This window comes from Polaribacter sp. Asnod1-A03 (assembly GCF_045063585.1).
In the GTDB taxonomy this organism is placed as follows: Bacteria; Bacteroidota; Bacteroidia; order Flavobacteriales; family Flavobacteriaceae; genus Polaribacter.
Window position 1 is genome coordinate 3368170 of sequence record NZ_JBEFOE010000009.1, and the last position, 23478, is coordinate 3391647.

Here is a 23478-nt window from a genome sequence, read left to right on the forward strand (position 1 = left end):
CTATGAAAAAGAAAAGTCTATTTGTATTATTTGTTGGAATCTCTATTTCATTTTTTGCACAGAAAGTAACCCTTTCAGGATCTGTAAAAGATAGTTTACAAAATCCAATGTCTTATGCCAACGTTATTGCAAAACCCAAAGACGTTTCTAAAAACCTGCAATTTGCTATTACTGATAACGAAGGGTACTATAAATTGCTATTAGAAAAAGGAGATACAATTTCTATCAGTATTTCTTATTTAGGTTACAAACCTATAGAATATCAATTTATTGCTTTAAAAAACACTAAGAAAGATTTTTTGTTACAACAATCTTCCGAACAATTAGATGAGGTTGTTATAGAAATGCCTGTTACAGTTCGTGGAGATACCACTACTTATAAAACCGATAAGTTTGTAGATGGTTCTGAACGGAAACTAAAAAACGTATTAAAAAAATTACCAGGAGTTGAGGTTGATAAAAACGGAGGTGTTACTGTACAGGGCAAAAAAATCACCAAAATGTTGGTAGATGGTAAAAAGTTTTTTGGAGGTAATTCTAAATTGGCGGTAGAAAATATTCCAGCAGATGCAGTTGGTAATGTAGAAGTAATAGACAATTATAACGAGGTTTCTTTTTTAAAAGGACTCTCTGATTCTGATGAAATGGCTATGAACATCAACCTAAAAGAAGATAAAAAACGATTTGTTTTTGGTGATGTAGAAGTAGGTAAAGGAAATGATGATTTTTACAAAGCAAGCGCCAATTTATTTTATTATTCGCCAAAAACCAACGTCAATTTTATTGGGAATTTGAATAATATTGGCGAAAAAACCTTCACTTTTAGAGATTATCTGAGTTTTTCTGGAGGAATAAACGCTGTTTTTAGCGGAAACTTTAGTTGGAAAGGTGGCGATTTTTCTCAATTTATGCAAAGTAATGATGTGCTAAAAAGTCAACAAAAATTTGGAGCGTTAAACATTACAAAAACAGCAACTCAAAAATTAGATGTATCTGGTTATGCTATTTTTTCAAGTTCAGAAACCAGTAGTTTTATAGAAAATCAAAACGAATACACCACATTTACAGAACAAAGAACCAATAAAACAGCCACAGATAATTTGTTAGGTATAGGTAATTTAAATATAGAATACACACCAAATACTAAAGAAAAATGGTATGCAAGAACACAAGTAAAAAGGACTAATAACACCAAAATAAATACAGTTGCCTCCTTAATAAATGCCAACACAAATACCATTGCTACAGATAGAGATTTAACAGCAACGTACATCAACCAAAATATAGAATGGCACAAAAGACAATCTGATAAACATACGTTTTCTTCAGTTTTTAATTATGTGTTTGATAAAAGTAATCAAACAAATTTTTGGCAAACACAAGATGATGCTTTTAATGGATTAATACCTGTTACAAATCAGAATTTGTATCTTATTAATCAACTAAAAAATACCCAAGAACAAAATATAGACGCAATTTTTAAACATTTTTGGGAAATTAACAATAGCAACCATATTTATACAACAGTTGGTAATAAGTTTTTAAATGAAAATTTTTTAAGTGATGATAGCCAAATTTTAGATAACGGAACCACAAATAATTTTTCTTCGGATGCTTTTGGTAACGATTTAAATTTAAAGCTAAACGATTTCTTTGCAGGAGTGCATTACAAATTTAGAACAGGAATTTTTACGGTAAAACAAGGTGTAGAATTACACAATTACAAATGGCAATTAGACAAACAAACCCATTTAGAAAATAACAAATGGATTGTTTTACCTGATTTTTTAGCAAAAATTGAGTTTAATAAATCGAAGAAAATTACGATTAATTACAATTTAAAAACGTCTTTTTCTGATGTAGAAAAATTTGCCAATCGTTTTTATTTACAATCGTACAATTCCGTTTTTAAAGGAAATGAAACTTTAGAAAATAATCTGTATCATGCCGCGAGTATTTATTACAGTCGTTTTAGTTTGTATAGAGGCTTAATGTTATATGCAAGAGTAAATTATAATAAACAAATACAAGGAGTTAGAAATACGGTAGATTTTAATGATGTCAATCAATTTTTAACAGTAAAAATGTTTGACAATCCATCCGAAGATGTTAGGGGAAGTGTGCATTTAGAAAAAAGTATAAAAAACATAAAGTACAAGTTTGATGTTGGTTTTAGTAATAATAAATACTTACAAGAATTAAATGGAACCATACAAACCAATAAAAATAATGGCTATAATTATGAAGTTGGTTTAGAAACCATGTTTGATAATTTCCCAACCATAGAAGTTGGTGTAAGTAGAGATATTGGTAAATTTATTGCGAGCAATTCTACCTCAAAATTTATTACTACAGAGCCTTTTGTAACCGTAGATTATGACTTTTTAAAAGGTTTTATTTTCAATTTCGATTATAAACGAAGCAATTATCAGAATAAAACATTGAATCAAAAAAATGTGTACGAAATTGCAAATACAACACTTTCTTATAAGAATGAAGATTCAGCTTGGTCTTACAAAATAAGTGTTCAAAATTTATTTGATGCACAATTTAAACAAAGCAATAGCTTTTCAGATTATTTAATATCAGACACTAAAACCTTTATATTACCGAGAATAATTATGTTTTCTATTGGGTATAATTTGTAGTTTTTACAAAAGGGATAAACTGAAAACTGCTACTAATTACTGATAACTGAGCTTATTTTCTCCCAAAATCTGCAGGAATTTCACCCCAAGCTTTGGTTTCCCATTTTAAAATGGGGTTTTTAAACGTGTTTTCTTTTAGCCATTTTTCGGCTCTTTTTATCAATTCTAATAAATCTTTGTTAGAAGCATCAAAATGCATGTTGGTTTTACATCTTTTTTGTTTAATCCAACTCATGGCAATTCTAGAATCAGAATAAATAGGAATATCTTCTTTGTTTTTACTCTTTAAAAGCGCAATTCCGTGTACTAAAGCTAAAAACTCACCAATATTATTCGTCCCTTTATTAAAAGGACCTTTTATAAAAATTTGTTGTTTGTTGTGAGTTAAAACACCTCTGTATTCCATTTTACCAGGATTTCCTGCACAAGCAGCATCTACAGAAATACTCTCTAAAATCGGTTTTCCAATTTTTTCTTTTTCTACAGATGACAATGTAGGTTTTTTTGTGTTTTTACCTTTATAATCTTCGTATTTGTCTTTAGATGCTTTTTCAGCTTCTTCTAAATTGGCAAAAGATTTGTATTGAGCACCTTCAAAACCATCAATTTGTGCTTTACAAACTTTCCAAGAAGTAAAAACTCCTTTTTTACGTCCGTTCCAAACTACATAAAACTTTTTCTTAGGCATTTACGTCTAAAATTACATCTTCAATAACTCTAGGAAAGTAACGTTGTTCTAAAATATGAATTTTTTCTGCTATTTTTTCAGGAGAATCTTCTTCATTTAACGCTGTTTTTGCCTGAAAAATGATAGCACCTTCATCATAATTAGCATTTACATAATGAATTGTAATACCAGTTTCTGTTTCTTTATTTTCTTTTACAGCTTTATGAACGTTCATTCCGTACATTCCTTTTCCACCATATTTTGGTAATAAAGCAGGGTGAATGTTAATAATTTTATTAGGAAAAGCAGCAATAATGTTTTCTGGAATTTTCCATAAAAAACCAGCTAGTACAATGTAATCTGCTTCTTCTTTTAAGATGTTTAATACAACATCAGAAGAAGAAAAATCTTTTCTTTTAAAGTGTAAACTATTAGTATTTAGTTTTTTACATCTATCAAAAACTTTGGCATGTTCATTGTTACAGAGTACCTTAGTAACCTTAGCGGTTTTAGTGTGATTAAAAAACTTAATAATATTTTCTGCGTTCGTTCCAGAACCAGAAGCAAAAACAACAATACTCTTCATATCTACCTGTATAGGTTACAAAAAAAAGAATAATTATTAACAAATTGATTATTTTTAAAGGAAGAATAATTTTTTTCTTTACTTTTAGTAATCATTTTTTGGACAAAAATTAGTTTTAATTGCTAAGATTCGTATTTTTGCCCAGATTTAAATTTTAAAAAACAGAAATTATGTCAGATATTGCATCAAGAGTAAAAGCTATTATCGTAGATAAATTAGGAGTAGACGATAATGAAGTAACAACTGAAGCTAGCTTCACAAATGATTTAGGAGCAGATTCTTTGGATACTGTTGAGTTAATTATGGAATTCGAAAAAGAATTCGATATTCAAATTCCAGATGATCAAGCAGAAAACATCGGAACAGTTGGTCAAGCAGTTAGCTATATAGAAGAGGCAAAAAAGTAATATTTATATGCAATTAAAACGAGTTGTAGTCACTGGACTTGGCGCATTAACGCCAATAGGAAATAATATTGAAGAATATTGGGATGCATTAGTTAACGGAGTTAGCGGAGCAGCGCCTATAGAATGTTTTGATGCTGCCAAGTTCAAAACTCGTTTTGCATGTGAATTAAAGAACTTCAAAGTCAATGATTTTATTGACAGAAAAGAAGCTCGAAGAATGGATAGGTTTACACAGTATGCAATGGTAGCTTCTGATGAAGCAATTGCAGACTCTAACCTAGACTTAGAAAAAATTAACAAATTACGCGTAGGTGTAATTTGGGGAGCAGGAATAGGTGGTTTAGAAACTTTTCAAAACGAAGCCATGAATTTTGGAGCCGGAGATGGTACACCAAGATTTAATCCTTTTTTTATCCCAAAAATGATTGCAGATATTGCTCCAGGACACATTTCTATTAAAAATGGATTTATGGGGCCTAATTATACTACAGTTTCTGCATGTGCATCTTCTGCTAACGCAATGATAGATGCTTTAAACTACATCCGTTTAGGTACTTGTGATATTATTGTAACTGGTGGTTCTGAGGCTGCTGTTACAGAAGCAGGTGTTGGTGGGTTTAATGCAATGAAAGCATTGTCTGAAAGAAATGATAACGCAGAAACAGCTTCTAGACCTTTTGATGCACAACGTGATGGTTTTGTGTTAGGAGAAGGAGCAGGAGCTATTGTTCTTGAAGAATACGAACACGCAAAAGCAAGAGGCGCAAAAATTTATGCAGAGGTTATTGGAGGAGGAATGTCTTCTGATGCTTACCACATGACAGCACCTCACCCAGAAGGAATTGGTGTAATTGCTGTTATGAAAAATTGTTTAGAAAATGCAGGTATCAATCCAGAAGATGTAGACCATATTAATACACATGGTACTTCTACACCTTTAGGTGATGTTGCAGAATTAAAAGCAATTTCAGAAGTTTTTGGTGATCATGCTAAAAACATCAATATTAATTCTACAAAATCTATGACAGGTCATTTGTTAGGAGCTGCAGGAGCTATAGAGTCTATTGCTTCTATTCTAGCAATGCAACATGGTATTGTTCCACCAACAATAAATCATGAAAATATAGATGAAAACATTAACCCAGAGTTAAACTTAACTTTAAATACTCCGCAGAAAAGAGATATTAAAGTAGCTATGAGTAATACTTTTGGTTTTGGAGGACATAATGCATGTGTTGCCTTTAAAAAATTAGATGACTAATATTATATGAGTTTTATTCGTAAAATAGTTAAACCTCAAAATGAAGAGGATAAACAATTATATAACGAATTAAAAACACTACTTAGCTTTTCTCCTAGAAAGATTCATAAGTACAAAAAGGCTTTTACACATAGGTCTGTACAAATCTTAGATGATAACGGGAATCCTATAAACTATGAAAGATTAGAGTTTTTAGGTGATTCTATTTTAGGTTCTGTAATTGCTGCGTATTTGTATAAAAAAGTACCACAAGGTACGGAAGGTTACTTAACACAAATGCGATCTAAAATAGTAAGTAGAGAGCATTTAAATGAGCTTGGTAAAGATCTAGATTTAATTCGATTTGTAAAGAGTAATATAGACCAAGCTAATGTTGGGGATAATATTCATGGAAATATTTTTGAAGCTTTAATTGGTGCCATCTATTTAGATAGAGGCTATAATTACTGTCAAAAGTTTATTTACGAAAAAGTAGTTGCCCCTTACGTTGATATAGAAAAGTTAGAAGGGAAAATTACTAGTTATAAAGGATTAATTATAGAATGGTGTCAAAAAAGCAAGAAAAAGTATAGTTTTGATACTTATGAAGATACTGGAAACGAATCTATAAAGCATTTTAGTGTAAAAGTTAGTATAGATGGAGAACAGATAGCAAAAGGTAGAGCAACTTCTAAGAAAAAAGCAGAAGAACAAGCTTCTAAAAGAGTTTATTTTGCATTACAAAATCAAATAACTTAATTTAAAACAACGATAACGTTTTCGTTAAATTAACACAAAAGCAACAAACTATTTAGTAAATTAGCTAACTCATAAGAAACTATTATTAGTTATAAATTATGCAGGTTTATGCTCTAGATTTAAAGGATTTATGTGAAGATGAATATTCTTTAATAGGAATCCATTCTACATTAGAAGACTACAAATTAGCATATTTACTCAATAAAACTTTAAATACACACTTTTGTAAATCAGAAAAAGATTTAGAGTTTGTAATAGAAAAAAAAGAAGTTACGTTTTCTTTATTTAATTATGAGAACGTTTCGTACGACATAGAGTATTTTTTAATTTCTAATAGTTTTACAAGCAAAAACCAAGCAGTATCTAAAAATTTATTACTAAATTCAGAAACAAAAACTCACTTAATTCCAGAGAAGAAAAAAGTAGATTTTTTTTTAAAAATTTGTGGTGATTTAGAATACGAACTTGTGATAAAAACAATAAATAAAATTAAAAATATTGATCATGTAATTACTGCATATTCAATAGATAAAAATACATTAAAATCTAAAGACTTTTTAATATTTTAAACATGACTGACTACAAAAAAACAAAAATAGTTGCAACCTTAGGTCCAGCAATAGATACTAAAGAAAAGATGAAAGACTTAGCCGTAGCAGGTGTTAACGTCTTTAGAATTAACTTTTCTCATGCAGATTACGATGTTGTTAAACAAAATGTGCAAAGAATAAGAGAAATTAATGAAGAGCAAGGTTTTAATGTTGCTATTTTGGCAGATTTACAAGGTCCTAAATTGCGTGTTGGAGTTATGGAAGAAGATGTAACTTTAAATGATGGAGACACATTTATTTTTACAACAGAAAAATGTATTGGTACTAAAGAAAAAGCATTTATGACTTACCAGCGTTTTCCTAAAGACGTAAAAGCAGGAGAACACATTATGGTAGATGATGGTAAACTATTATTTGAAGTAGTTTCTACAGATAAAGAGAAAGAAGTAGTAGTTAAAGTAATTGTTGGTGGTCCTTTAAAATCTAAAAAAGGTGTAAACTTACCAAATACAGCTATTTCTTTACCTGCATTAACAGAAAAAGACAAAGAAGATGCTGTCTTCGCTTTAAGTTTAGAGGTAGATTGGATGGCACTTTCTTTTGTAAGAACAGCAGAAGATTTAAGAATGTTACGTGATTTAATTGACGAACACTCAGAATATAGAGTACCAGTAATTGCAAAAATAGAAAAGCCAGAAGCAGTTGCAAATATTGATGCTTTAATCCCTTATTGTGATGGATTAATGGTAGCTCGTGGAGATCTTGGTGTAGAGATACCAATGCAAGATGTTCCGTTAATTCAGAAGAAATTAGTAAGACGTGCTAAGAAAGCAAGAATACCTGTTATTATTGCAACGCAAATGATGGAAACAATGATTGATAATTCTGTGCCAACAAGAGCAGAAGTAAATGATGTTGCAAATTCTATTATGGACGGAGCAGATGCAGTAATGCTTTCTGGAGAAACTTCTGTTGGTAAACACCCATTAAGAGTAATTAAAAAAATGGCAGAAATTATTGGAGCTGTTGAAAACTCTAGAATGATTAAAGTACCACACGAAGCACCACATATTAGAACAAATAGATTTATAACAAAATCAGTTTGTCATCATGCAGCTTTAATGGCAAATAATATTGATGCAAGAGCTATTTCTACATTAACTAGAAGTGGTTATACTGCATTTCAAATTTCTGCTTGGAGACCACAAGCTAAAATTTTAGCATTTTCATCAGAAAAAAGAATTTTAGGAAAATTAAATTTACTTTGGGGTGTTAGAGCTTTTTATTACGACAAGCATTTAAGTACAGATGATACAGTTGTAGAGATTAACAAAATAACTAAAGAAAAAGGTTTTGTTAAAGAAGGAGATTTAATGATTAACTTAACATCTATGCCAGTAGAAGCACAAGGTATGGTTAATACTTTAAGAGTTTCTGCAATAGAATAAAAGAATCTTAAATAAAATATAAAAAGCATCTTGATTTTTTCGAGATGCTTTTTTTTATGATTCTTATAAGCTATTTTTCGCTTTTATTTTAGAGTAAAATATTTTAAAAACTAAATTCGGAAAAGAAATAATTATCAGGCGAAATAAAACTGATTCTATTTTTGAACTTAATATAAAAAAGTATTGATTTTTTTAATTGGAAAAAGATACTTCTTTACAGTTTTAGTTTTTTAGAAATAATTATTGCATCATTAGTAACAAAAGGCATTGGCATCATTTCTGTGGTTCTTGGAGTAATTGAAAAATTCTGATTTTTTAATAAATCATAAGAAATTTCATTTAAAAGAAAGTCTAATTCATATCCTTTTAAAACACTAAAAGAAATAGTTATTTCTTTATCTGTATTTGCCAGAAAGTATGTTAAAAAAGTTCCTCTTTTTAGAGTATAAGTTTTACCATGATTTATTAAAACATCATTCACTTTAAACTGCTGTAATTTTATAGCTTTATTAGTAATAAATTCTAACTTATTTATTTTCCTTTCAGGAGAAATGGTAAACTCTAAAAATCGATTATTGCCAACAATAGTATCTAATTCTGTTTTAATTATAGAAGTTGGTATATTTTTAAAGTCCGTTTTTTTATGATATTTAAAACGTGTGTTGTATTTACTTTTTATAGCAGTATTTACAATACTCCCTTTTATTGAACTTTCATTAAAAATTTGATCTGTATAAGAATCTAAAGTAATGTTATAAGTACCAAAATAAGCCGTTTTAGCATCGGAGTTTTGAATATAAATAATGCTATTTGGTTTTTTATTATCAGTAGAAAAACCACTGTTATAAGTGGCAATTCCGAAGAAAATAATTGTACATAAACCTACAGTTTTTTGCATCCAAAAAGTTTTCTTTTGATGAAAGGTAAGTATCATTAAACCAAAAACAAGTGCAATTAAAATACCAGAAACAAACAAGATTTTTAAACCTAAGCCAACTGGAAACATTTTAATCATAGGAGCAAAAAGATATACTGTTGGTATGGATATAATAGTACATAAAATTCGTTTAGATTTTTCTGTTAAATTCATAAAAATAGCAATTGCTAAAATTATTAATGCAGAAAAAACCGGAATAATAAAAAAACCTGCTCCTTTTAAAAATTGATTTATAATTAAGTTTATAACTAACCAAATTAAAATAGGTGCAATTAATAAATCTGTAGTTTTCTCGTGTTTAGATATGTATTTATAGGTTTTAAATAAGATCCATAGATTTAAAAATACAAAAGCAAATATGTATTGATATCCATTATAGGTAAAACCGTGTAAAATGTCTTTATATTGAGGGTGAATGAGTAATATTAACTCCCATAAACCAAAAGAAACTCCACCACATAAAAGAATGGATAATAAAAAGAATCCGAATCCTTTTAAAATTCCTTTAAAAGAAAGTTTACCTTTAGAAAATCCGAAGAAAAGCAAAATAACAAAAGTAACAACAGCAAGAATTAACATTGGTAAAACCCAAGAAAAGGGATATGTTGCTAATTTGATAAAAGGAAAATTCACGTAAACAAAATCTTCATCAGAATTTAAGTTTGATAAATCAGAATTAGAAAAATAGTTTAAAGTAGAAGTTAAATAATCTGCTTGATGTAAAAGTGTTTCTCTATCTAGTCTTTCATAAGAATCTTGTGCAGTATGATAATCAAAATGATCACCAATAAAGGCAAAGTTAAAACCATTAATATTTGCATTTTCTCTAAAAACGGTCAAATCCGTATCGTTAGGTAATTTTTTATAAATACTATACATTAAAGAGTTTGCTGCGGGATAATTGGGTTTTGCAACCATAAATTCTGATAGTAATTTGCTGTTTTTTCCGTTAGTTTCCATCAACATATAACTTGGTCCACCACTTCCTCTAGCTTCAAAATTTAAAACCAAACCAATATCTTTTATCCAAGGATGTTTGTCTACAAAGGCTTGTGCACCTAATAAACCGAGTTCTTCAGCATCAGAAATTAAAATAATTATATCATTTTTTGGCTGTTTATTTTTTGCTAAAAAAGCTCTCACTCCTTCTAAAATGGTTACAACTCCAGAACCAGCATCACTTGCTCCCAAAGAAGAGTGTGGGCTAGAGTCGTAATGTGTTAGTAACATTAATGCTTTTCCTTTGTCCGAACCTTTTATTCTAACTAAAATATTTTCTACAGTTGTTGCTTTAAGTCTTTTATTGTTAATAACTGTTTGGGTTTGAATTTCTGTTTCTAATCCCATTTTATGGAATTCACTTACAATATAATTTTGAACATTTTTGTGGTCTGTAGAGCCAGTATAATGTACCTTTTTACTAATTTCTTTTAAATGACGTAAAGCATTTTTAATAGAAAATTCGGTTTTAGAAGTACTTTTTTCTGATAAGAATGCAGGTTTTAAATCAGAAAAACTCCAAGTAATAATACCAATAATTATAATTATAGAAATAATAGAAGAAAAAGCTTTCATTTGTTAAGTTTATAGTACTAATGTGGTAAATGTATGAATTTAAAAAAAAATTAATATAAATGTTGTATAAAAGATAAAAAACAGTAAATTTAAAAACGTCTAAAATTAAACTATTATGGGAATTATAAACTTTCAAGGAAAAAGGGATACAAGTCAAGTAAAAGAAGAGTCGCAAATTTTAGTCTCTGATTATATGACAAAAAAATTAGTAACATTTAGAGCAGAAGATTCTTTAGATTATGTGATTGCACAATTAATTACAAATAAAATTTCTGGAGGACCTGTTGTAAATGAAAAGAATGAGTTAATTGGTATAATATCTGAAACGGATTGTATAAAACATATTTCTGAAAGTAAGTATTATAACATGCCTTCTGATGTAAATAATACTGTTGGCAAGTATATGGTTACAGATGTAGATACTATTGATAAAGATATGAATATTTTTGATGCTGCTTTTAAGTTTATTAGCTCGCATAGAAGAAGGTTTCCGGTTATAGAAAGAGGAAAACTAATTGGACAAATTAGTCAAAAAGATGTTTTAAAAGCTGCAATTAGTGTAAAAGGAACAACTTGGTAGCTTCTTATAATCTTTTTTTAGAATTAATATTTGGTAAGTCTGTAATAATTAATTTTTGATTATCAGAACTTTGTAGTTCGGCTATTTTAGAATAGGAATAGCCTGCTATTGGTTCCTTTAAATTATTCCATTTAGCAATTCCTGCAACAGTAATTTGTTCTCCAACTTCTATAATTGCTTCAGAATAACGTAAAGATTTATTTAAGCCTAAAAAACTTTCATTTTCTATTTTATAATGATTTAAAAGTGCTTTAAATTTTGAAGAAGGTTTATTAAAGTTACCAGAAGTTACTTTCTTATCAACCACTAAATGACATATATAATTTTGGGGTTCTTTAACAGGTTTTACAATAGCAATTTCACCATTTTTTTCTAAAAAGAAAGGTTTAATTTTTTCTTCGTTTATTAACGTTCTCCAATAAGTTCTTTTGCCATTACTTTTTCTAATTTCTATTTTTACTTTATAGAGAATACATTTTCTATTGCTATAAGGCGCTATTAAAGGTTCTTCTATTTGTAAAGCTTTACCTGTAAATCTGGCAAATTCATTAGATTTTAAATGTCCAACTTGTTTAATTGGTAGTTTAGCAAGCGTTCTAATAATTTTTTGTTTCGTACTAAAAAAATAGCTGAAAGAAATTATAATTATTACAACACAAAAGAATAATATTGGTATGAGAAATGTGTCTAAATTTTCAATCATAATTATGAATTTCTGTTTTTAAGAAGTTTTTATATGATAATTAATCTCTTTTAATCAATAAAAAAAGTTCATTTTCTAAAGCCAAATATCCTTCATCATAAATATAAAAATAAGTATTACCTGTTTTGGTTTTATAGATAGATGTAAAAAACTGAAAATCGAAACCTTTATCGTACAACTTTGTTCTTGTTACTTTTGTTTTACCAGAAGTATTTAATTGTGATAATATTTTATGATTTTTTCTAAGTCGATTATTAATATTTCTAATGAGGTTTTTACTGTCTTTATTAACACTATTATTATATGCGTTTCTGCAATAATCAGAACAAAATTTCTTATCAACTCTACCTTTTACTGGTTCTTTACATTCTAAACATTCTCTTATTTCCATAATGTAAAAGTAGTTAAATTTATTCGTTTACAAACGACTACAAGTAATTACAATCGAAAGTAATTGCTTTATAACCGAATAGAATTAGGGTTGTGTCTCAACTTTGCAGAGTCAAAAAGAATTGACAAAAGCAAAATAATAATTAAAAAACTTATCTTATGAATACGTTAAGAAACAAAGTACAATTAATAGGTAGATTAGGTCAAGAGCCAGAAATAATTACTTTTAAAGACGGCAATAAAATGGCTAAATTTTCTATGGCAACAGATGATAGTTATAAAGACAGAGAAGGCAATAGAGTTGAGCGATCTTATTGGCACAATATTGTAATAAAAGGAGGCTTGGTTAATGTGGTAGAAAACTATTTAAATAAAGGCCAAGAAATTGCTGTAGAAGGTAAAATAACAAATAGATCTTATAACACAAAAGAGGGCGAAAAAAAATATGTTACAGAAATTTTAGTAAATGAATTATTAATGTTAGGAGGAAAAAATTAATTGACTAGAGGTTAGTGATAAGTTTAAGAGAGCAAAATAATTTTATTTTGCTCTCTTAAACTATAAACTTAAATCTAAAATTATTTATCTTTAAAAGGCAATGTTACCGGTGGATTAAATTCTGTCAATCCTTTTTCTTTTATTGTTTTTTCTACTTCTTTTATTGTGGTAGGTACAAAAGCACTCATATTTTCTGCGCCAGTTTCTGTCACTAAAACAACATCTTCTATACGAATATAAAGTCTTTCATCTCTTAGCCAAATCATAGGGTCTATGGTAAAAACCATTCCTGGTTTTAGTTTTACAGTTCCTCTAACTCTTGCAACATCGTGCACAGCCATACCAACAGGATGCTGAAAATGTCCTTTAAAAACTAAACCTTCTTGCACTGCTTTTAAATGAGATGGTTTTACAAATTTTTTGCCAACTATATATTGTTTCATTTCTGCTGCTGCTTTTTCAAGTACTTCACCAGAAGTAACGCCTGGTTTTATGTATCTAAAAAGAGCATCTCTATAGGCAATAATAAAATTATACAACTCAGTTTGTTCTTTGTCAAATTTTCCGTTTACTGGCCAAATTCTGGTAACATCACTGGTGTAATAACGGTAATCAGGAGCATAATCCATCAAAACTAAATCGCCATCTTTTAAAACATCTTTTTTATGAAAATAATGACCGTAATAAGCATTTGTTCCTCCACCAATAATAGACGCATAACCATCTCCTCTAGATCCGTTTACATAATAAATATATTTTGCAGCTGCATCTAATTGATATTCGTAAATACCAGGTTCTGTAGATCTCATGGCTTCTATAATTCCAAGTCCAGCAATTTGTGTTGCTTGTCTAATCAAATTAACTTCTTCCTTACTTTTTATCAATCTCATTTGATCTAAAACAGGAGAAAGATCTTTTATTATAACACTCGGAAAATCACTTTTTATTTTTTGAGCAAATTTAGCTTCTCTAGAAGTTGCATCATCCCAAGGATCAGCAGCTGTTCTGGCTTGTGCAAATAACAATTCGTCTCTACTATCATTACCTGTTTCTGCAGGACTTAAAGGTGTATAAATTGTAGCGCTTGGTGGTTTTATCAAACCGGTTCTTACAATATCTCTTGATAAAAATTCTATTCCAAAAACATTATCAACTCCTGTTAATTCTTTAATTAATTCAGCATCTTCTGCAGACAAAACTTTTCCCTCTCCTTTTTCTCTACCTTCATCTCTATGCGGTAAATAAATTGAAGTTGTTTTTGTTTTACCATTTAATAATAAATAAGAATGAGAGGTTTCTAAACCACATAAATAATAAAAAGTATTTGTTTGTCTAAAAACACTAAAACCAGGTATACCTGCAGAACCTTGAATAATGGCAATAGCATCGTTACCAATTTCTATATAAATTTTTGCTCTTCTTTCTTTAAAATTTTCAACAGAAAAATCTGTTTGATAATGATGTTTTACTTGTGATTTAAGAGTGAAAACAGAAATAAAAAATAGAAGTACTAGTGTAAAAGGTGTTTTAAAATTAACCATAGAATTAATGTTATTGACTAAATGCAATTTACAAATATTAACTAAACAGAAAATTACTATTAGGTTGAATTATTAGAAGTTTAATATTTATTAAAAATTAATAAATATCACTCTCAATTTACTTTAATAATAATTTTAGCATTTTTAAATCCTAAATATTTATTTTTAATATTGAGAAATAATATTTTAGTGTTTTTTTTAAAAGAAAACAGCTCTACAAATTCTTTAAAAAGAGTCCTAATAGTTAGAAAAGCTTTTAAATAAAATAAAGTAATGTGATAAATTATGATATTATTTGGCGGTAATAATTCTTTTTGTGTGAAAAATAGTACTTTTAATTTTCTTATAATAAATATATAATTTACGGTTAAATGCTAAATAAAGAACAAGACATTTTTAATGTACTTTTTGAAGCTGTTTCAGAAGGAGTTATTGTAGTAGATGATAAACAAAAAATAGTTTCTGTAAATGCTTCTGTAGAAAAAATGTTTGGCTATGATAAAGGAGAGCTTGTAAACAAGCAACTTCCTGTTTTAATTCCTAAAAATTACCATGCGGGTCATGGAGCCCATTTTAATGGTTTTATGAAAAATAGGGAAAAAAGACAAATGGGTAATGGTAGAGACTTGTATGGAGCCAAAAAAGACGGAACCATTTTTCCTTTAGAAGCAGGTTTAAATCCTTTTGATATTTATGGTAAAACCTTTGTAATGGCTTTGGTTATAGATATTACTGTTAGAAAAGAGCAAGAAGAAGAAATTCATAAACTTAACTTAGAGTTAGAAAACAAAGTAATAGAAAGAACAAAAGAATTAAGTAAAACCGTAAAAGAATTAAAAACTGTAAACCTTGAACTGGATGATGAAAATCAAAAAAGAATAGAAGCAGAAAATCAAATAAAAGATGCCTTAAAAAAGGAAAAGGAGTTGAATGAGCTAAAGACAAAATTTTTATCATTAGTTTCTCATGAATTTAAAACGCCTTTAAGTGGTATTTTAACATCTACTATGTTATTGGGTAAATATAAATTAACCGAACAACAAGAAAAAAGAGATAAGCATTTAAGAACAATAACAAATAAAGTACATTATTTAAATAATATTCTAAATGACTTTTTATCAGTAGAAAAATTAGAAACAGGTAAGATTTATTATAAGTATCAAACATTTAAATTAAGTAAAGTTGTAGATGAGGTTATCTATAATTCTAATATGATTTTAAAAGGAGGTCAAAGAATTAAATATCCAGAAGATATAGATGATATTTCTTTAACTCAAGACGAAAAAATAATAGAACTGTCGTTATCTAATTTGGTTAATAATGCCATAAAATATTCGCCAGAAAATACAGAAATAGATATAAATATTTGTCAAGATAAAGATTATACAACCTTTAAAATTAAAGATAACGGAATAGGAATTCCAGAAGCAGATCAAAAAAATATATTTAATCGATATTTTAGAGCAGAAAACGCACTTTTAGCTCAAGGAACAGGGATTGGTTTAAATATTGTTAAAAGTCATTTAGAAAATTTAGGAGGAACTATTACCTTTGAAAGTGAAGAAAATGTAGGTTCTACCTTTATAATGAAAGTAATTAACAAAGCAAAATGAGAAAAATATTATTAATAGAAGATGATGTAGTTTTAAGAGAAAATACATCAGAACTTTTAGAATTATCAAATTACGAAGTTGTTAATGCTCCAAATGGTAAAAAAGGAGTAGAAGTAGCAAAAACTATTTTACCAGATATTATTGTTTGTGATATAATGATGCCAGAATTAGATGGTTATGGTGTTTTAGAAGCTTTAACAAATAACGAAAGCACGCAACACATTCCTTTTATCTTTTTATCTGCAAAAACAGAAAGAAAAGACGTAAGAAAGGGTATGGATTTAGGTGCAGATGATTATATAACAAAGCCTTTTAACGAAGAAGAATTAATTAGTGCAATAGAAAGTAGATTAGCAAAAGCAGCTATTTTAAAGGATAGAAGAGAAGAAAAAGAAGCAAAAAGAGAGGAAAACGAACAAATAAGAAGCCTAAATGATTTAAAGAATTATTTTGATGATAATGGTGAGACTTTTCATTTTTTAAAAGATACAGTTATATACGAAGAAGGTAATAATTCTAATTATATCTATTTAATAATAAGTGGTCTTATTAAATGTCATAAGTTAGATGAGCAAGGAAAACAATTAACTACTGCGCTTTATAAAGAAGATGATTTGTTTGGTTATACATCCTTTACTCAAAATTTAGCATATCAAGAATCTGCGACAGCAATTCAAGAAACAGAGTTGGTAGGTCTTTCTAAAAAAGCATTAACAGATGTTTTAAATAAAAACCATAAAGTAACCCTAGAGTTAATAGAATTGTTAACAGAAGATTTGGCTATTGTAAAAGATCAACTTTTACAAATGGCATATAGTTCTGTAAGTAAAAAAACGGCACAAACAATTTTAATGTTTGCAGAAAAATTAAATAGAAAACCAGAAGATCAAATAAAAATTTCTAGAAACGATTTAGCAAGTGTTGCAGGTATTGCCACAGAAACGTTAATAAGAACAATGTCTAGTTTTAAAAAACAAGGCCTCATAGAAATTTCTGGAAGAACTATTAGAATATTAGACTTAAAAAAACTACAAGATATTTGTTGATTTTCAGTTGGTTATAAGTTGTTATGACCAATATCATTTTTTTAACAACACTTTCACTATAATTTTGTCTAGTATCAAGACGGATTTAAATGAAAAACATTTTATTACCCACAGATTTTTCTGATAATTCTTGGAATGCAATTAATTATGCCTTGAATTTTTATAAAGACACTAAGTGTAACTTTTATTTATTGCATGTTAATAAGTTTAATGATGTAATAGAAGATAGTTCTACAATAGTTTCTGTTCAAGAAAAGGTTGAAAACATTACAATAGATCAGGCCAAAATAGAACTAAAGTTAGTTCTAAAAAAAATTACTGAAAAATTTTCAGATAATAACAATCATAATTTTTTTACATTAACAGATGAAGATTTTTTTATAGAATCTTTAAGAAGACAGATTGTAGATAAAAAAATAGATGTTATTGTTATGGGTCTAAAAGGTGTTACAGACTTAAATAAATATATTATTGGTAGTAATGCATCTGATACTATTACAAAAGTAAAATGTACAACTTTAGTTGTGCCAGAAAATTCTAAATATAAAAAAATAAAAGAAATCGCTTTTCCTACAGATTTCTCTATATATAATAACTTGCAATTATTACAACCAATTACAGAAATTTTAGATAAAAATCAATCTTATTTAAGGTTTGTAAATATTAGTAAAAGAACTACGGAGTTAAATAAGAATCAAAAAAATAGTAAAGAATTATTACAAGATTATTTTTTAAATTATAATTGCAGTTTTCATTTATTAACAAATAGCAAGGTCCAAGATGCTATACAATGTTTTGTAAATAGTAAAAAGATTGATATGATTGCTATGTCTGCAAAAAGTCTTAACTATTTTCAGCAGATGTTATTCCATAATAAAGTAGAAAAAATAAGTTATTATAAAGAAGTGCCCTTTTTAGTTTTACATGAGTAGTTGTTTTGGAAAAAACGACACAAGAAATGATTTAATATTCTAATAAAGTTATCAATATATATTTTTGTAACTTTCTCTTCCAATATTAAATCAACAACCTATGCCCAATTATCAATTAAATATTAATGGAAAAAGTGTATCCGTTAATGCAGATGAAGACACACCTTTATTATGGGTTTTAAGAGACGAACTTAATTTAGTAGGTACAAAATTTGGTTGCGGAATTGCACAATGCGGTGCTTGTACGGTTCACATAGATGGAGTAGCTACAAGAAGTTGCCAAATGCAAGTTTCTATTTTAGACGATGTAAAAATTACAACGATAGAAGGTTTGTCTAAAGATGGAAAACACCCAGTACAAGAAGCTTGGAAAGAAATTGATGTACCACAATGTGGTTATTGTCAAGCAGGACAAATTATGACAGCTTCTGCTTTTTTAGCTGAAAATAAAAATCCTTCCGAAGAAGAAATAAGAGAAGCAATGCATGGTAATATTTGCAGATGTGCTTCTTACATTAGAATAGAAAAAGCGGTAAAAGTTGCTTCTCAAAAAATGGTTTAATTAACAGACTTCTTATAATATGAAAACTCTAAACAACAACAATTTTAGTAGAAGAAACTTCTTAAAAACTTCTGTTTTAGCAAGTGGAGGAATGTTAATTGGCTTTAATTTATTAACTGCTTGTAAAAAAGAGGCAGTAATGCCTTTAGATATAGAAAGCTTAAACTTTAATGATTTTAATGCTTTTATTAAAATTTCTGATGATGGCTATGTAACTATTTTTTCTCCAAATCCAGAAATTGGTCAAGGTGTAAAAACATCTATGCCAATGCTAATTGCAGAAGAATTAGAAGTAGAATGGAGCAAAGTAAACGTAGCACAAGGCGCATTAGATACTAAGAATTTTACAAGACAACTTGCGGGTGGAAGTCAATCTATTCGTTTAGCTTGGGATGCGTTGCGTGAAACCGGAGCAACTACAAAACAAATGTTAGTAAATGCAGCAGCAAAAAAATGGAATGTAGATACATCAACTTGTAAAGTATCAAAAGGAATCATAACAAATCAAAACGGAGAAACTTTAGGTTATGGAGAAGTTGTAAAAGAGGCAGCCTTATTAGAAATACCAGAAAATGTGGTATTGAAAAACCCAAAAGATTTTACCATTATTGGGCAAGAAATTGTAAATGTAGATATTGATAAAATCATTACAGGAAAACCTCTTTTTGGTTTAGATTATAAAGCAGAAGGCATGTTATATGCTTCTGTATTAAGACCACCTGCTTTTGGTGAAGTATTAGAAAGTTTTGATGCTTCTGCAGCAAAAAAGGTAAATGGAGTTATAGATGTAATTACTATTGGTAGTAAAGTTAGAGATTTTGTAGATGCGGGTAAATCAGATTGGACATTTATAATGTCTAAAACCGATAAAGTAGTGGTTATTGCAGAAAATACATGGGCAGCAATTAAAGGGAAAAAAGTTCTTTCTGCTACTTGGAAAAAAGACTCTAAATTAGAATCTACTAAAGATCATGATACTATTTTAACCAAAATTTTAGATGGTAATGAATTTGATACAAGACGAGAAGATGGTAATATAAAACAAGCTTTTGCAAATGCAGATAAAGTGATAAAAAAGACTTTCCATTCTCCTTTTTTACCACACAATTGTATGGAACCAATGAATTTTTATGCTAATGTTACTCCAGAAAAAGTACACTTAGCAGGTCCTGTGCAAACACCAGAATTTGCAGCAAAAGTAGTTGCAGAAATGTTAGGTTATGATTTAGATAAGGTTTCTGTAGAAATGACACGAATGGGAGGTGGTTTTGGTAGAAGATTATATGGCGATTTTGTGTATGAAGCTGCAGAAATTTCTAATATTATAAAAAAGCCAATAAAAGTAGTTTCTACAAGAGAAGATGATATGACAACAGGTGTATATCGTCCGGGAATAAAATATAGGTTTAAAGGTTCTTTTAAAGACGGAAAAGTAACGGGTTATTATTTAAAAGAAGCGGCTATTAACGGTAATATGTATGGCTTAATTCCAAATTTTTTTCCTGCAGGCTGTATTCCAAACTTTAAAGTAGATACTGCAAACTATAAGAGTAATATTACAACAGGAGCTTGGAGAGCACCTTACACTAATTTCTTAGCTTTTGCAGAACAAAGTTTTTTTGATGAATTAGCTACAGAAATGAAGGTTGATACCATTCAGTTACGTTTAGACTTATTGCAAAATGTTAAAAATACAACCGATAAAAGAATTCAATATTCTGGTCAAAGAATGGAAGATACTATTAAATTAGTACGAGAAAAATCAAATTGGAGTAAAACAGAAGAAGGAATTTATCAAGGTTTTTCTGTTTATTATAGTCATAATACACATGTTGCAGAAATAGCAGAAATTGTTTTACAAGACGGTTACCCGATTGTTAAAAAAGTAACAGTTGCTGTAGATTGCGGAATTGTTGTAAATCCGTCTGGAGCAAAAAATCAAATTGAAGGAGGTGTTTTAGATGGAATAGGACATGCAATGTATGCTGATTTTTCTTTTGAAAAAGGAAAACCGAGTTCTAAAAATTTTGATACTTATAAATTGATAAGAATGCAAGAAACTCCAAAAGTTGATATTCATTTTGTAGAAAATAATTTAAAACCAACTGGTCTAGGAGAACCTGGTTTGCCACCAGCAGGAGGTGCAGTTGCTAATGCAATAAAAGCTGCTTTAGGTAAAAGGATGTACAGTCAACCTTTTGTAAATGAATTAGAAAAGAATGAAATTTAAAGTAACTGAATTTACTAAAAAAAATTATACTATTACTTAATCAGCGTATAATGGGGGCTCTAATCTGTGGTAAATAGATTATGTTAAAGAAAGGTTTTTTAAAATATCAGTTAGTTTACCACTTAAGTTCTATGAAATGAGTATTATTCTTATTTTTCTAGATTAATCGTTTTTTCCTCAAAAATGAAATTTCCGTTACCAGAAAAGCCTTCAATTAAAACTTTAAAAGAATCATATTTGTTTTTTTCAATTTTAAAATTAACTGCACCGTTTTTACTAATGTTATTTATAGGAAACCAATTTATTACTCCATATTCGCTAAAAAAAAGGTTTCTGTAGCTTTGATAGATAGGAGTATAGTATTTTTTGGGAGTAGTAAATGTTAACGGAAAAGGGTAACTTCTATAAGTAATTGTTTTTTTAGTTTTGTATTGTAAATTAGAGTTTGTTTTTATTCTTATTACACCACCTGCTCCACCTCTAATACCTTCACCAATTCCATGTTTATTAATATCTATATATTCAACTTCGCTCATATCTAGACTGGTAAGGTCACTAAAACCAAATAACTGAGCACCGTTTAAATATATTGTAGGTGTATTACCGCCATAAATTGTATTTGCTTCAGAACTTTTTTTAATAGTAACAATACCTTTTACTACTACAGCAGCATACCCTTTATTTCTAATATAATCTAGAAAGGAAATATCTCTCTTTCTATCTATATCAGAAAATATATGCACCTTACCAAAAGTTCTTCTTTTAATATTTTCTGTTCTTGTTTCATTCATTTTACTTTTTATAATAACCTCATCTAATTGTTGTGTTTTATTTAGTGTAGAATTATAAAAACTGTTTTTTAAATTAGACTTTATATAAAAATCTCTTTTAGGAGATAGTAATGTGTATTCTGGTTTTAGTTTAGGTATTTCTTTTGGGTAAAAAGCTAAATAAGAAGTTAAAGGTTTTAAAATTCCTTTTTCATTTATTGAAGATAATCTAACTTTTTCATCAGATTTAGGAAAAAGACTGAATGCTAAAAATTGATTTTCGTTTTCATTTAAAACATAATAATTAGGTTTTTGTTTACCTACCGGATGAATGACGTATTTACTTTCTTTGTTGTTTCTAACTTTTACTTTTACAGAAATTCCGTCTTCTATAAAATATTTAGTTTGGTTGTTATTATTAAAAATATCATACCAGTTATAGCTACTCCAACCTTGTGTAATTAATAGGTTATCTAAATCTTTTTTAGTTTGTTCTGTAATATTAGAAAAATAATATTTTCCGTTTTCTATAACACCTTTTAAATAGGGTTTTAAATAATAGTAAGACAATATATTATGATGATGTTTGTAAGACTTTGTTTCTGTTGGAAGTATGGAAATACTAATATTATTAAAGCTATTTGGTATTGCATTATTAAAATTAAGGGTTACTAATGTCGAATCTTTTATTTTTTGAACTGATACCGTATTTATTTTTACTAATTTTATTTTATCATAATTAAAGAACAAACGTTCCGCAATAGGATTATTGTTATTATTAAAAAGTGTGATAATGTTAATACCATTACTAAGATAAAAAGGGTTTATAAATTCTTCTATACTGAGGTTTGTATCAAAAGATATAGGATATTTTGTAATTTCTTTTCCGTTATGAATGGATATAAAATACGGCTTTCTTTTAATTTCTTTTAACGTAAGCTGATTAGTGTTTAGAAAAATACTGATTCCTTTTGAACGTCTTTTTACAGAAAGAGTTATTCCTTTTCGTTCAATAGAAGTTATTGGAAATAAATACTCATTATCATTATAACTTATTTTAGCAGTATATTTTTTATTGATTTTTGGTGTAAAAATAAAACTTCCAATTCCTAATTTATTTACCTTAAAAGAAGTAACTACCAATTTCCTTTCGTCTAATAAATCTCCGATAATATTTGATATTCCATAACCCAATTCATTTTTTACAATAATACCTACTTTGTTTTCTGTGTTTGCTAAAAGATGCCCGCTTTCTGGTAAAAATTGCGCATCAATTTTGTTACTAATTGTTTCATTTTTAATTACAATTTCTTTTTGTGGATCTATAATTCTAATGGTTTCTGCAAAATAATTGTGCTCTTTAAAATTTCGTATCCAATTTGTAAAGGCAATAAATTTATATTCACCAGAAGTAAACAAAGAATCTATAGAAATAGTGTTATGAGCAACACCGTTTTCAACTTTTATAAGTTGTTTTTTTATGATTTTATCATCTTTATCTTTAATAATGCAGTATAAATTTGTTGCAAAACTAGAAAATGAATTAGTTTGGTTATTAATAACATAGGTTGTAAAACCAATATCTTCCCCTACAATAAAAGTAGACTTATTTAAATGAGCATATGCTATTTCTCTTGGTCTTTGGGTGTAATTAATAAAAGAAGAATCTATATTTTTACCTTTAAACAAGTCTTGACCTCTAAATGGAAGAATCAACAAAAAAAAACAAATAATAGAAAATACTTTTTTAAAAAAGTTCATAAAACTAAAGGTAAAGTAAAAGTTTAGTTTTAAC

General features: G+C 28.3%; 20 protein-coding genes. 13 read left to right on the plus strand and 7 right to left on the minus strand.

Translation table 11 applies throughout. The features are described 5' to 3' along the window. The first annotated feature begins 2 nt into the window (after window positions 1-2). Window positions 3-2648, plus strand: coding sequence for a carboxypeptidase-like regulatory domain-containing protein (locus ACJJVY_RS15100; protein WP_405610638.1), 2646 nt, complete (start codon window positions 3-5; stop codon window positions 2646-2648). A gap of 52 nt (window positions 2649-2700) precedes the next feature. On the opposite strand, the gene ACJJVY_RS15105 is transcribed toward ACJJVY_RS15100, so the two are convergent. Then, window positions 2701-3336 (minus strand): viroplasmin family protein, encoded by a 636-nt coding sequence (locus ACJJVY_RS15105; RefSeq protein ID WP_405610641.1) that lies wholly within the window; start codon window positions 3334-3336, stop codon window positions 2701-2703. Continuing rightward, entirely contained in the window at window positions 3329-3901 is a 573-nt protein-coding gene (locus ACJJVY_RS15110; protein WP_405610644.1) for a phosphoribosylglycinamide formyltransferase, read from the minus strand. Before ACJJVY_RS15110 ends, ACJJVY_RS15105 begins: the two co-directional genes overlap by 8 nt. 170 nt (window positions 3902-4071) lie before the next feature. Between ACJJVY_RS15110 and ACJJVY_RS15115 the strand changes: the two genes are divergently transcribed. From ACJJVY_RS15115 to pyk, 5 genes are all read left to right on the plus strand, one after another. Next, the gene (locus tag ACJJVY_RS15115; RefSeq protein WP_004569249.1) at window positions 4072-4308 is read left to right on the plus strand and encodes an acyl carrier protein; all 237 of its coding nucleotides are present in this window, start codon (window positions 4072-4074) and stop codon (window positions 4306-4308) included. A gap of 7 nt (window positions 4309-4315) precedes the next feature. Beyond that, on the plus strand, window positions 4316-5569 hold the full coding sequence (fabF, locus tag ACJJVY_RS15120; RefSeq protein WP_405610647.1) for a beta-ketoacyl-ACP synthase II: 1254 nt from the start codon (window positions 4316-4318) through the stop codon (window positions 5567-5569). 6 nt (window positions 5570-5575) lie between these two features. Continuing rightward, window positions 5576-6307 carry a ribonuclease III gene (gene rnc / locus ACJJVY_RS15125; RefSeq protein ID WP_405610650.1) on the plus strand — a complete coding sequence of 244 codons (732 nt, stop codon included), beginning with the start codon at window positions 5576-5578 and terminating at the stop codon, window positions 6305-6307. Window positions 6308-6405: 98 nt separating this feature from the next. Then, window positions 6406-6876, plus strand: coding sequence for an IPExxxVDY family protein (locus ACJJVY_RS15130; protein ID WP_405610653.1), 471 nt, complete (start codon window positions 6406-6408; stop codon window positions 6874-6876). A 2-nt stretch (window positions 6877-6878) separates the two neighbouring features. After that, entirely contained in the window at window positions 6879-8306 is a 1428-nt protein-coding gene (gene pyk, locus ACJJVY_RS15135; RefSeq protein ID WP_405610656.1) for a pyruvate kinase, read from the plus strand. A 214-nt stretch (window positions 8307-8520) separates the two neighbouring features. On the opposite strand, the gene ACJJVY_RS15140 is transcribed toward pyk, so the two are convergent. Continuing rightward, window positions 8521-10818, minus strand: coding sequence for a M28 family peptidase (locus ACJJVY_RS15140; RefSeq protein ID WP_405610659.1), 2298 nt, complete (start codon window positions 10816-10818; stop codon window positions 8521-8523). A gap of 115 nt (window positions 10819-10933) precedes the next feature. Here ACJJVY_RS15140 and ACJJVY_RS15145 point away from each other — a divergent pair, with 115 nt between their 5' ends. Beyond that, window positions 10934-11398 carry a CBS domain-containing protein gene (locus tag ACJJVY_RS15145; RefSeq protein ID WP_405610662.1) on the plus strand — a complete coding sequence of 155 codons (465 nt, stop codon included), beginning with the start codon at window positions 10934-10936 and terminating at the stop codon, window positions 11396-11398. A 4-nt stretch (window positions 11399-11402) separates the two neighbouring features. Here the strand turns inward: ACJJVY_RS15145 and ACJJVY_RS15150 are convergent, their stop codons facing one another. Continuing rightward, window positions 11403-12101 (minus strand): hypothetical protein, encoded by a 699-nt coding sequence (locus ACJJVY_RS15150; protein WP_405610665.1) that lies wholly within the window; start codon window positions 12099-12101, stop codon window positions 11403-11405. Between the two features lie 40 nt (window positions 12102-12141). Next, window positions 12142-12492: a hypothetical protein gene (locus tag ACJJVY_RS15155; protein ID WP_405610668.1), complete on the minus strand. Its 351-nt coding sequence runs from the start codon at window positions 12490-12492 to the stop codon at window positions 12142-12144. A gap of 158 nt (window positions 12493-12650) precedes the next feature. Here ACJJVY_RS15155 and ACJJVY_RS15160 point away from each other — a divergent pair, with 158 nt between their 5' ends. Beyond that, a complete protein-coding gene (locus tag ACJJVY_RS15160) occupies window positions 12651-12989 on the plus strand; it encodes a single-stranded DNA-binding protein (RefSeq protein WP_405610671.1) in 339 nt (112 codons plus the stop codon). 80 nt (window positions 12990-13069) lie between these two features. On the opposite strand, the gene ACJJVY_RS15165 is transcribed toward ACJJVY_RS15160, so the two are convergent. Next, on the minus strand, window positions 13070-14530 hold the full coding sequence (locus ACJJVY_RS15165; protein WP_405610674.1) for an aminopeptidase P N-terminal domain-containing protein: 1461 nt from the start codon (window positions 14528-14530) through the stop codon (window positions 13070-13072). 371 nt (window positions 14531-14901) lie between these two features. On the opposite strand from ACJJVY_RS15165, the gene ACJJVY_RS15170 reads away from it, so the two are divergent. The 5 genes from ACJJVY_RS15170 to ACJJVY_RS15190 all read left to right on the plus strand — a co-directional run bounded on the left by ACJJVY_RS15170 (window position 14902) and on the right by ACJJVY_RS15190 (window position 20913). Then, window positions 14902-16143 carry an ATP-binding protein gene (locus tag ACJJVY_RS15170; RefSeq protein WP_405610677.1) on the plus strand — a complete coding sequence of 414 codons (1242 nt, stop codon included), beginning with the start codon at window positions 14902-14904 and terminating at the stop codon, window positions 16141-16143. After that, complete coding sequence (locus ACJJVY_RS15175) at window positions 16140-17189, plus strand: response regulator (RefSeq protein WP_405610680.1); 1050 nt, start codon at window positions 16140-16142, stop codon at window positions 17187-17189. Before ACJJVY_RS15170 ends, ACJJVY_RS15175 begins: the two co-directional genes overlap by 4 nt. An 89-nt stretch (window positions 17190-17278) precedes the next feature. After that, a complete protein-coding gene (locus tag ACJJVY_RS15180) occupies window positions 17279-18121 on the plus strand; it encodes a universal stress protein (protein WP_405610683.1) in 843 nt (280 codons plus the stop codon). Between the two features lie 100 nt (window positions 18122-18221). Further along, window positions 18222-18683: a (2Fe-2S)-binding protein gene (locus ACJJVY_RS15185; protein WP_405610686.1), complete on the plus strand. Its 462-nt coding sequence runs from the start codon at window positions 18222-18224 to the stop codon at window positions 18681-18683. Window positions 18684-18702: 19 nt separating this feature from the next. Beyond that, window positions 18703-20913, plus strand: a complete 2211-nt coding sequence (locus tag ACJJVY_RS15190; protein WP_405610689.1) for a molybdopterin cofactor-binding domain-containing protein — start codon at window positions 18703-18705, stop codon at window positions 20911-20913. 149 nt (window positions 20914-21062) lie between these two features. Here ACJJVY_RS15190 and ACJJVY_RS15195 read toward each other — a convergent pair whose 3' ends face one another. After that, window positions 21063-23444, minus strand: coding sequence for a hypothetical protein (locus ACJJVY_RS15195; protein ID WP_405610692.1), 2382 nt, complete (start codon window positions 23442-23444; stop codon window positions 21063-21065). Window positions 23445-23478 lie beyond the last annotated feature (34 nt).

Coding starts and splice junctions, on each gene's coding strand:
- ACJJVY_RS15100 (WP_405610638.1), top strand. CDS start 3: ATGAAAAAGAAAAGTCTATTTGTATTATTTGTTGGAATCTCTATTTCA.
- ACJJVY_RS15105 (WP_405610641.1), bottom strand. CDS start 3,336: ATGCCTAAGAAAAAGTTTTATGTAGTTTGGAACGGACGTAAAAAAGGA.
- ACJJVY_RS15110 (WP_405610644.1), bottom strand. CDS start 3,901: ATGAAGAGTATTGTTGTTTTTGCTTCTGGTTCTGGAACGAACGCAGAA.
- ACJJVY_RS15115 (WP_004569249.1), top strand. CDS start 4,072: ATGTCAGATATTGCATCAAGAGTAAAAGCTATTATCGTAGATAAATTA.
- fabF (WP_405610647.1), top strand. CDS start 4,316: ATGCAATTAAAACGAGTTGTAGTCACTGGACTTGGCGCATTAACGCCA.
- rnc (WP_405610650.1), top strand. CDS start 5,576: ATGAGTTTTATTCGTAAAATAGTTAAACCTCAAAATGAAGAGGATAAA.
- ACJJVY_RS15130 (WP_405610653.1), top strand. CDS start 6,406: ATGCAGGTTTATGCTCTAGATTTAAAGGATTTATGTGAAGATGAATAT.
- pyk (WP_405610656.1), top strand. CDS start 6,879: ATGACTGACTACAAAAAAACAAAAATAGTTGCAACCTTAGGTCCAGCA.
- ACJJVY_RS15140 (WP_405610659.1), bottom strand. CDS start 10,818: ATGAAAGCTTTTTCTTCTATTATTTCTATAATTATAATTATTGGTATT.
- ACJJVY_RS15145 (WP_405610662.1), top strand. CDS start 10,934: ATGGGAATTATAAACTTTCAAGGAAAAAGGGATACAAGTCAAGTAAAA.
- ACJJVY_RS15150 (WP_405610665.1), bottom strand. CDS start 12,101: ATGATTGAAAATTTAGACACATTTCTCATACCAATATTATTCTTTTGT.
- ACJJVY_RS15155 (WP_405610668.1), bottom strand. CDS start 12,492: ATGGAAATAAGAGAATGTTTAGAATGTAAAGAACCAGTAAAAGGTAGA.
- ACJJVY_RS15160 (WP_405610671.1), top strand. CDS start 12,651: ATGAATACGTTAAGAAACAAAGTACAATTAATAGGTAGATTAGGTCAA.
- ACJJVY_RS15165 (WP_405610674.1), bottom strand. CDS start 14,530: ATGGTTAATTTTAAAACACCTTTTACACTAGTACTTCTATTTTTTATT.
- ACJJVY_RS15170 (WP_405610677.1), top strand. CDS start 14,902: ATGCTAAATAAAGAACAAGACATTTTTAATGTACTTTTTGAAGCTGTT.
- ACJJVY_RS15175 (WP_405610680.1), top strand. CDS start 16,140: ATGAGAAAAATATTATTAATAGAAGATGATGTAGTTTTAAGAGAAAAT.
- ACJJVY_RS15180 (WP_405610683.1), top strand. CDS start 17,279: ATGAAAAACATTTTATTACCCACAGATTTTTCTGATAATTCTTGGAAT.
- ACJJVY_RS15185 (WP_405610686.1), top strand. CDS start 18,222: ATGCCCAATTATCAATTAAATATTAATGGAAAAAGTGTATCCGTTAAT.
- ACJJVY_RS15190 (WP_405610689.1), top strand. CDS start 18,703: ATGAAAACTCTAAACAACAACAATTTTAGTAGAAGAAACTTCTTAAAA.
- ACJJVY_RS15195 (WP_405610692.1), bottom strand. CDS start 23,444: ATGAACTTTTTTAAAAAAGTATTTTCTATTATTTGTTTTTTTTTGTTG.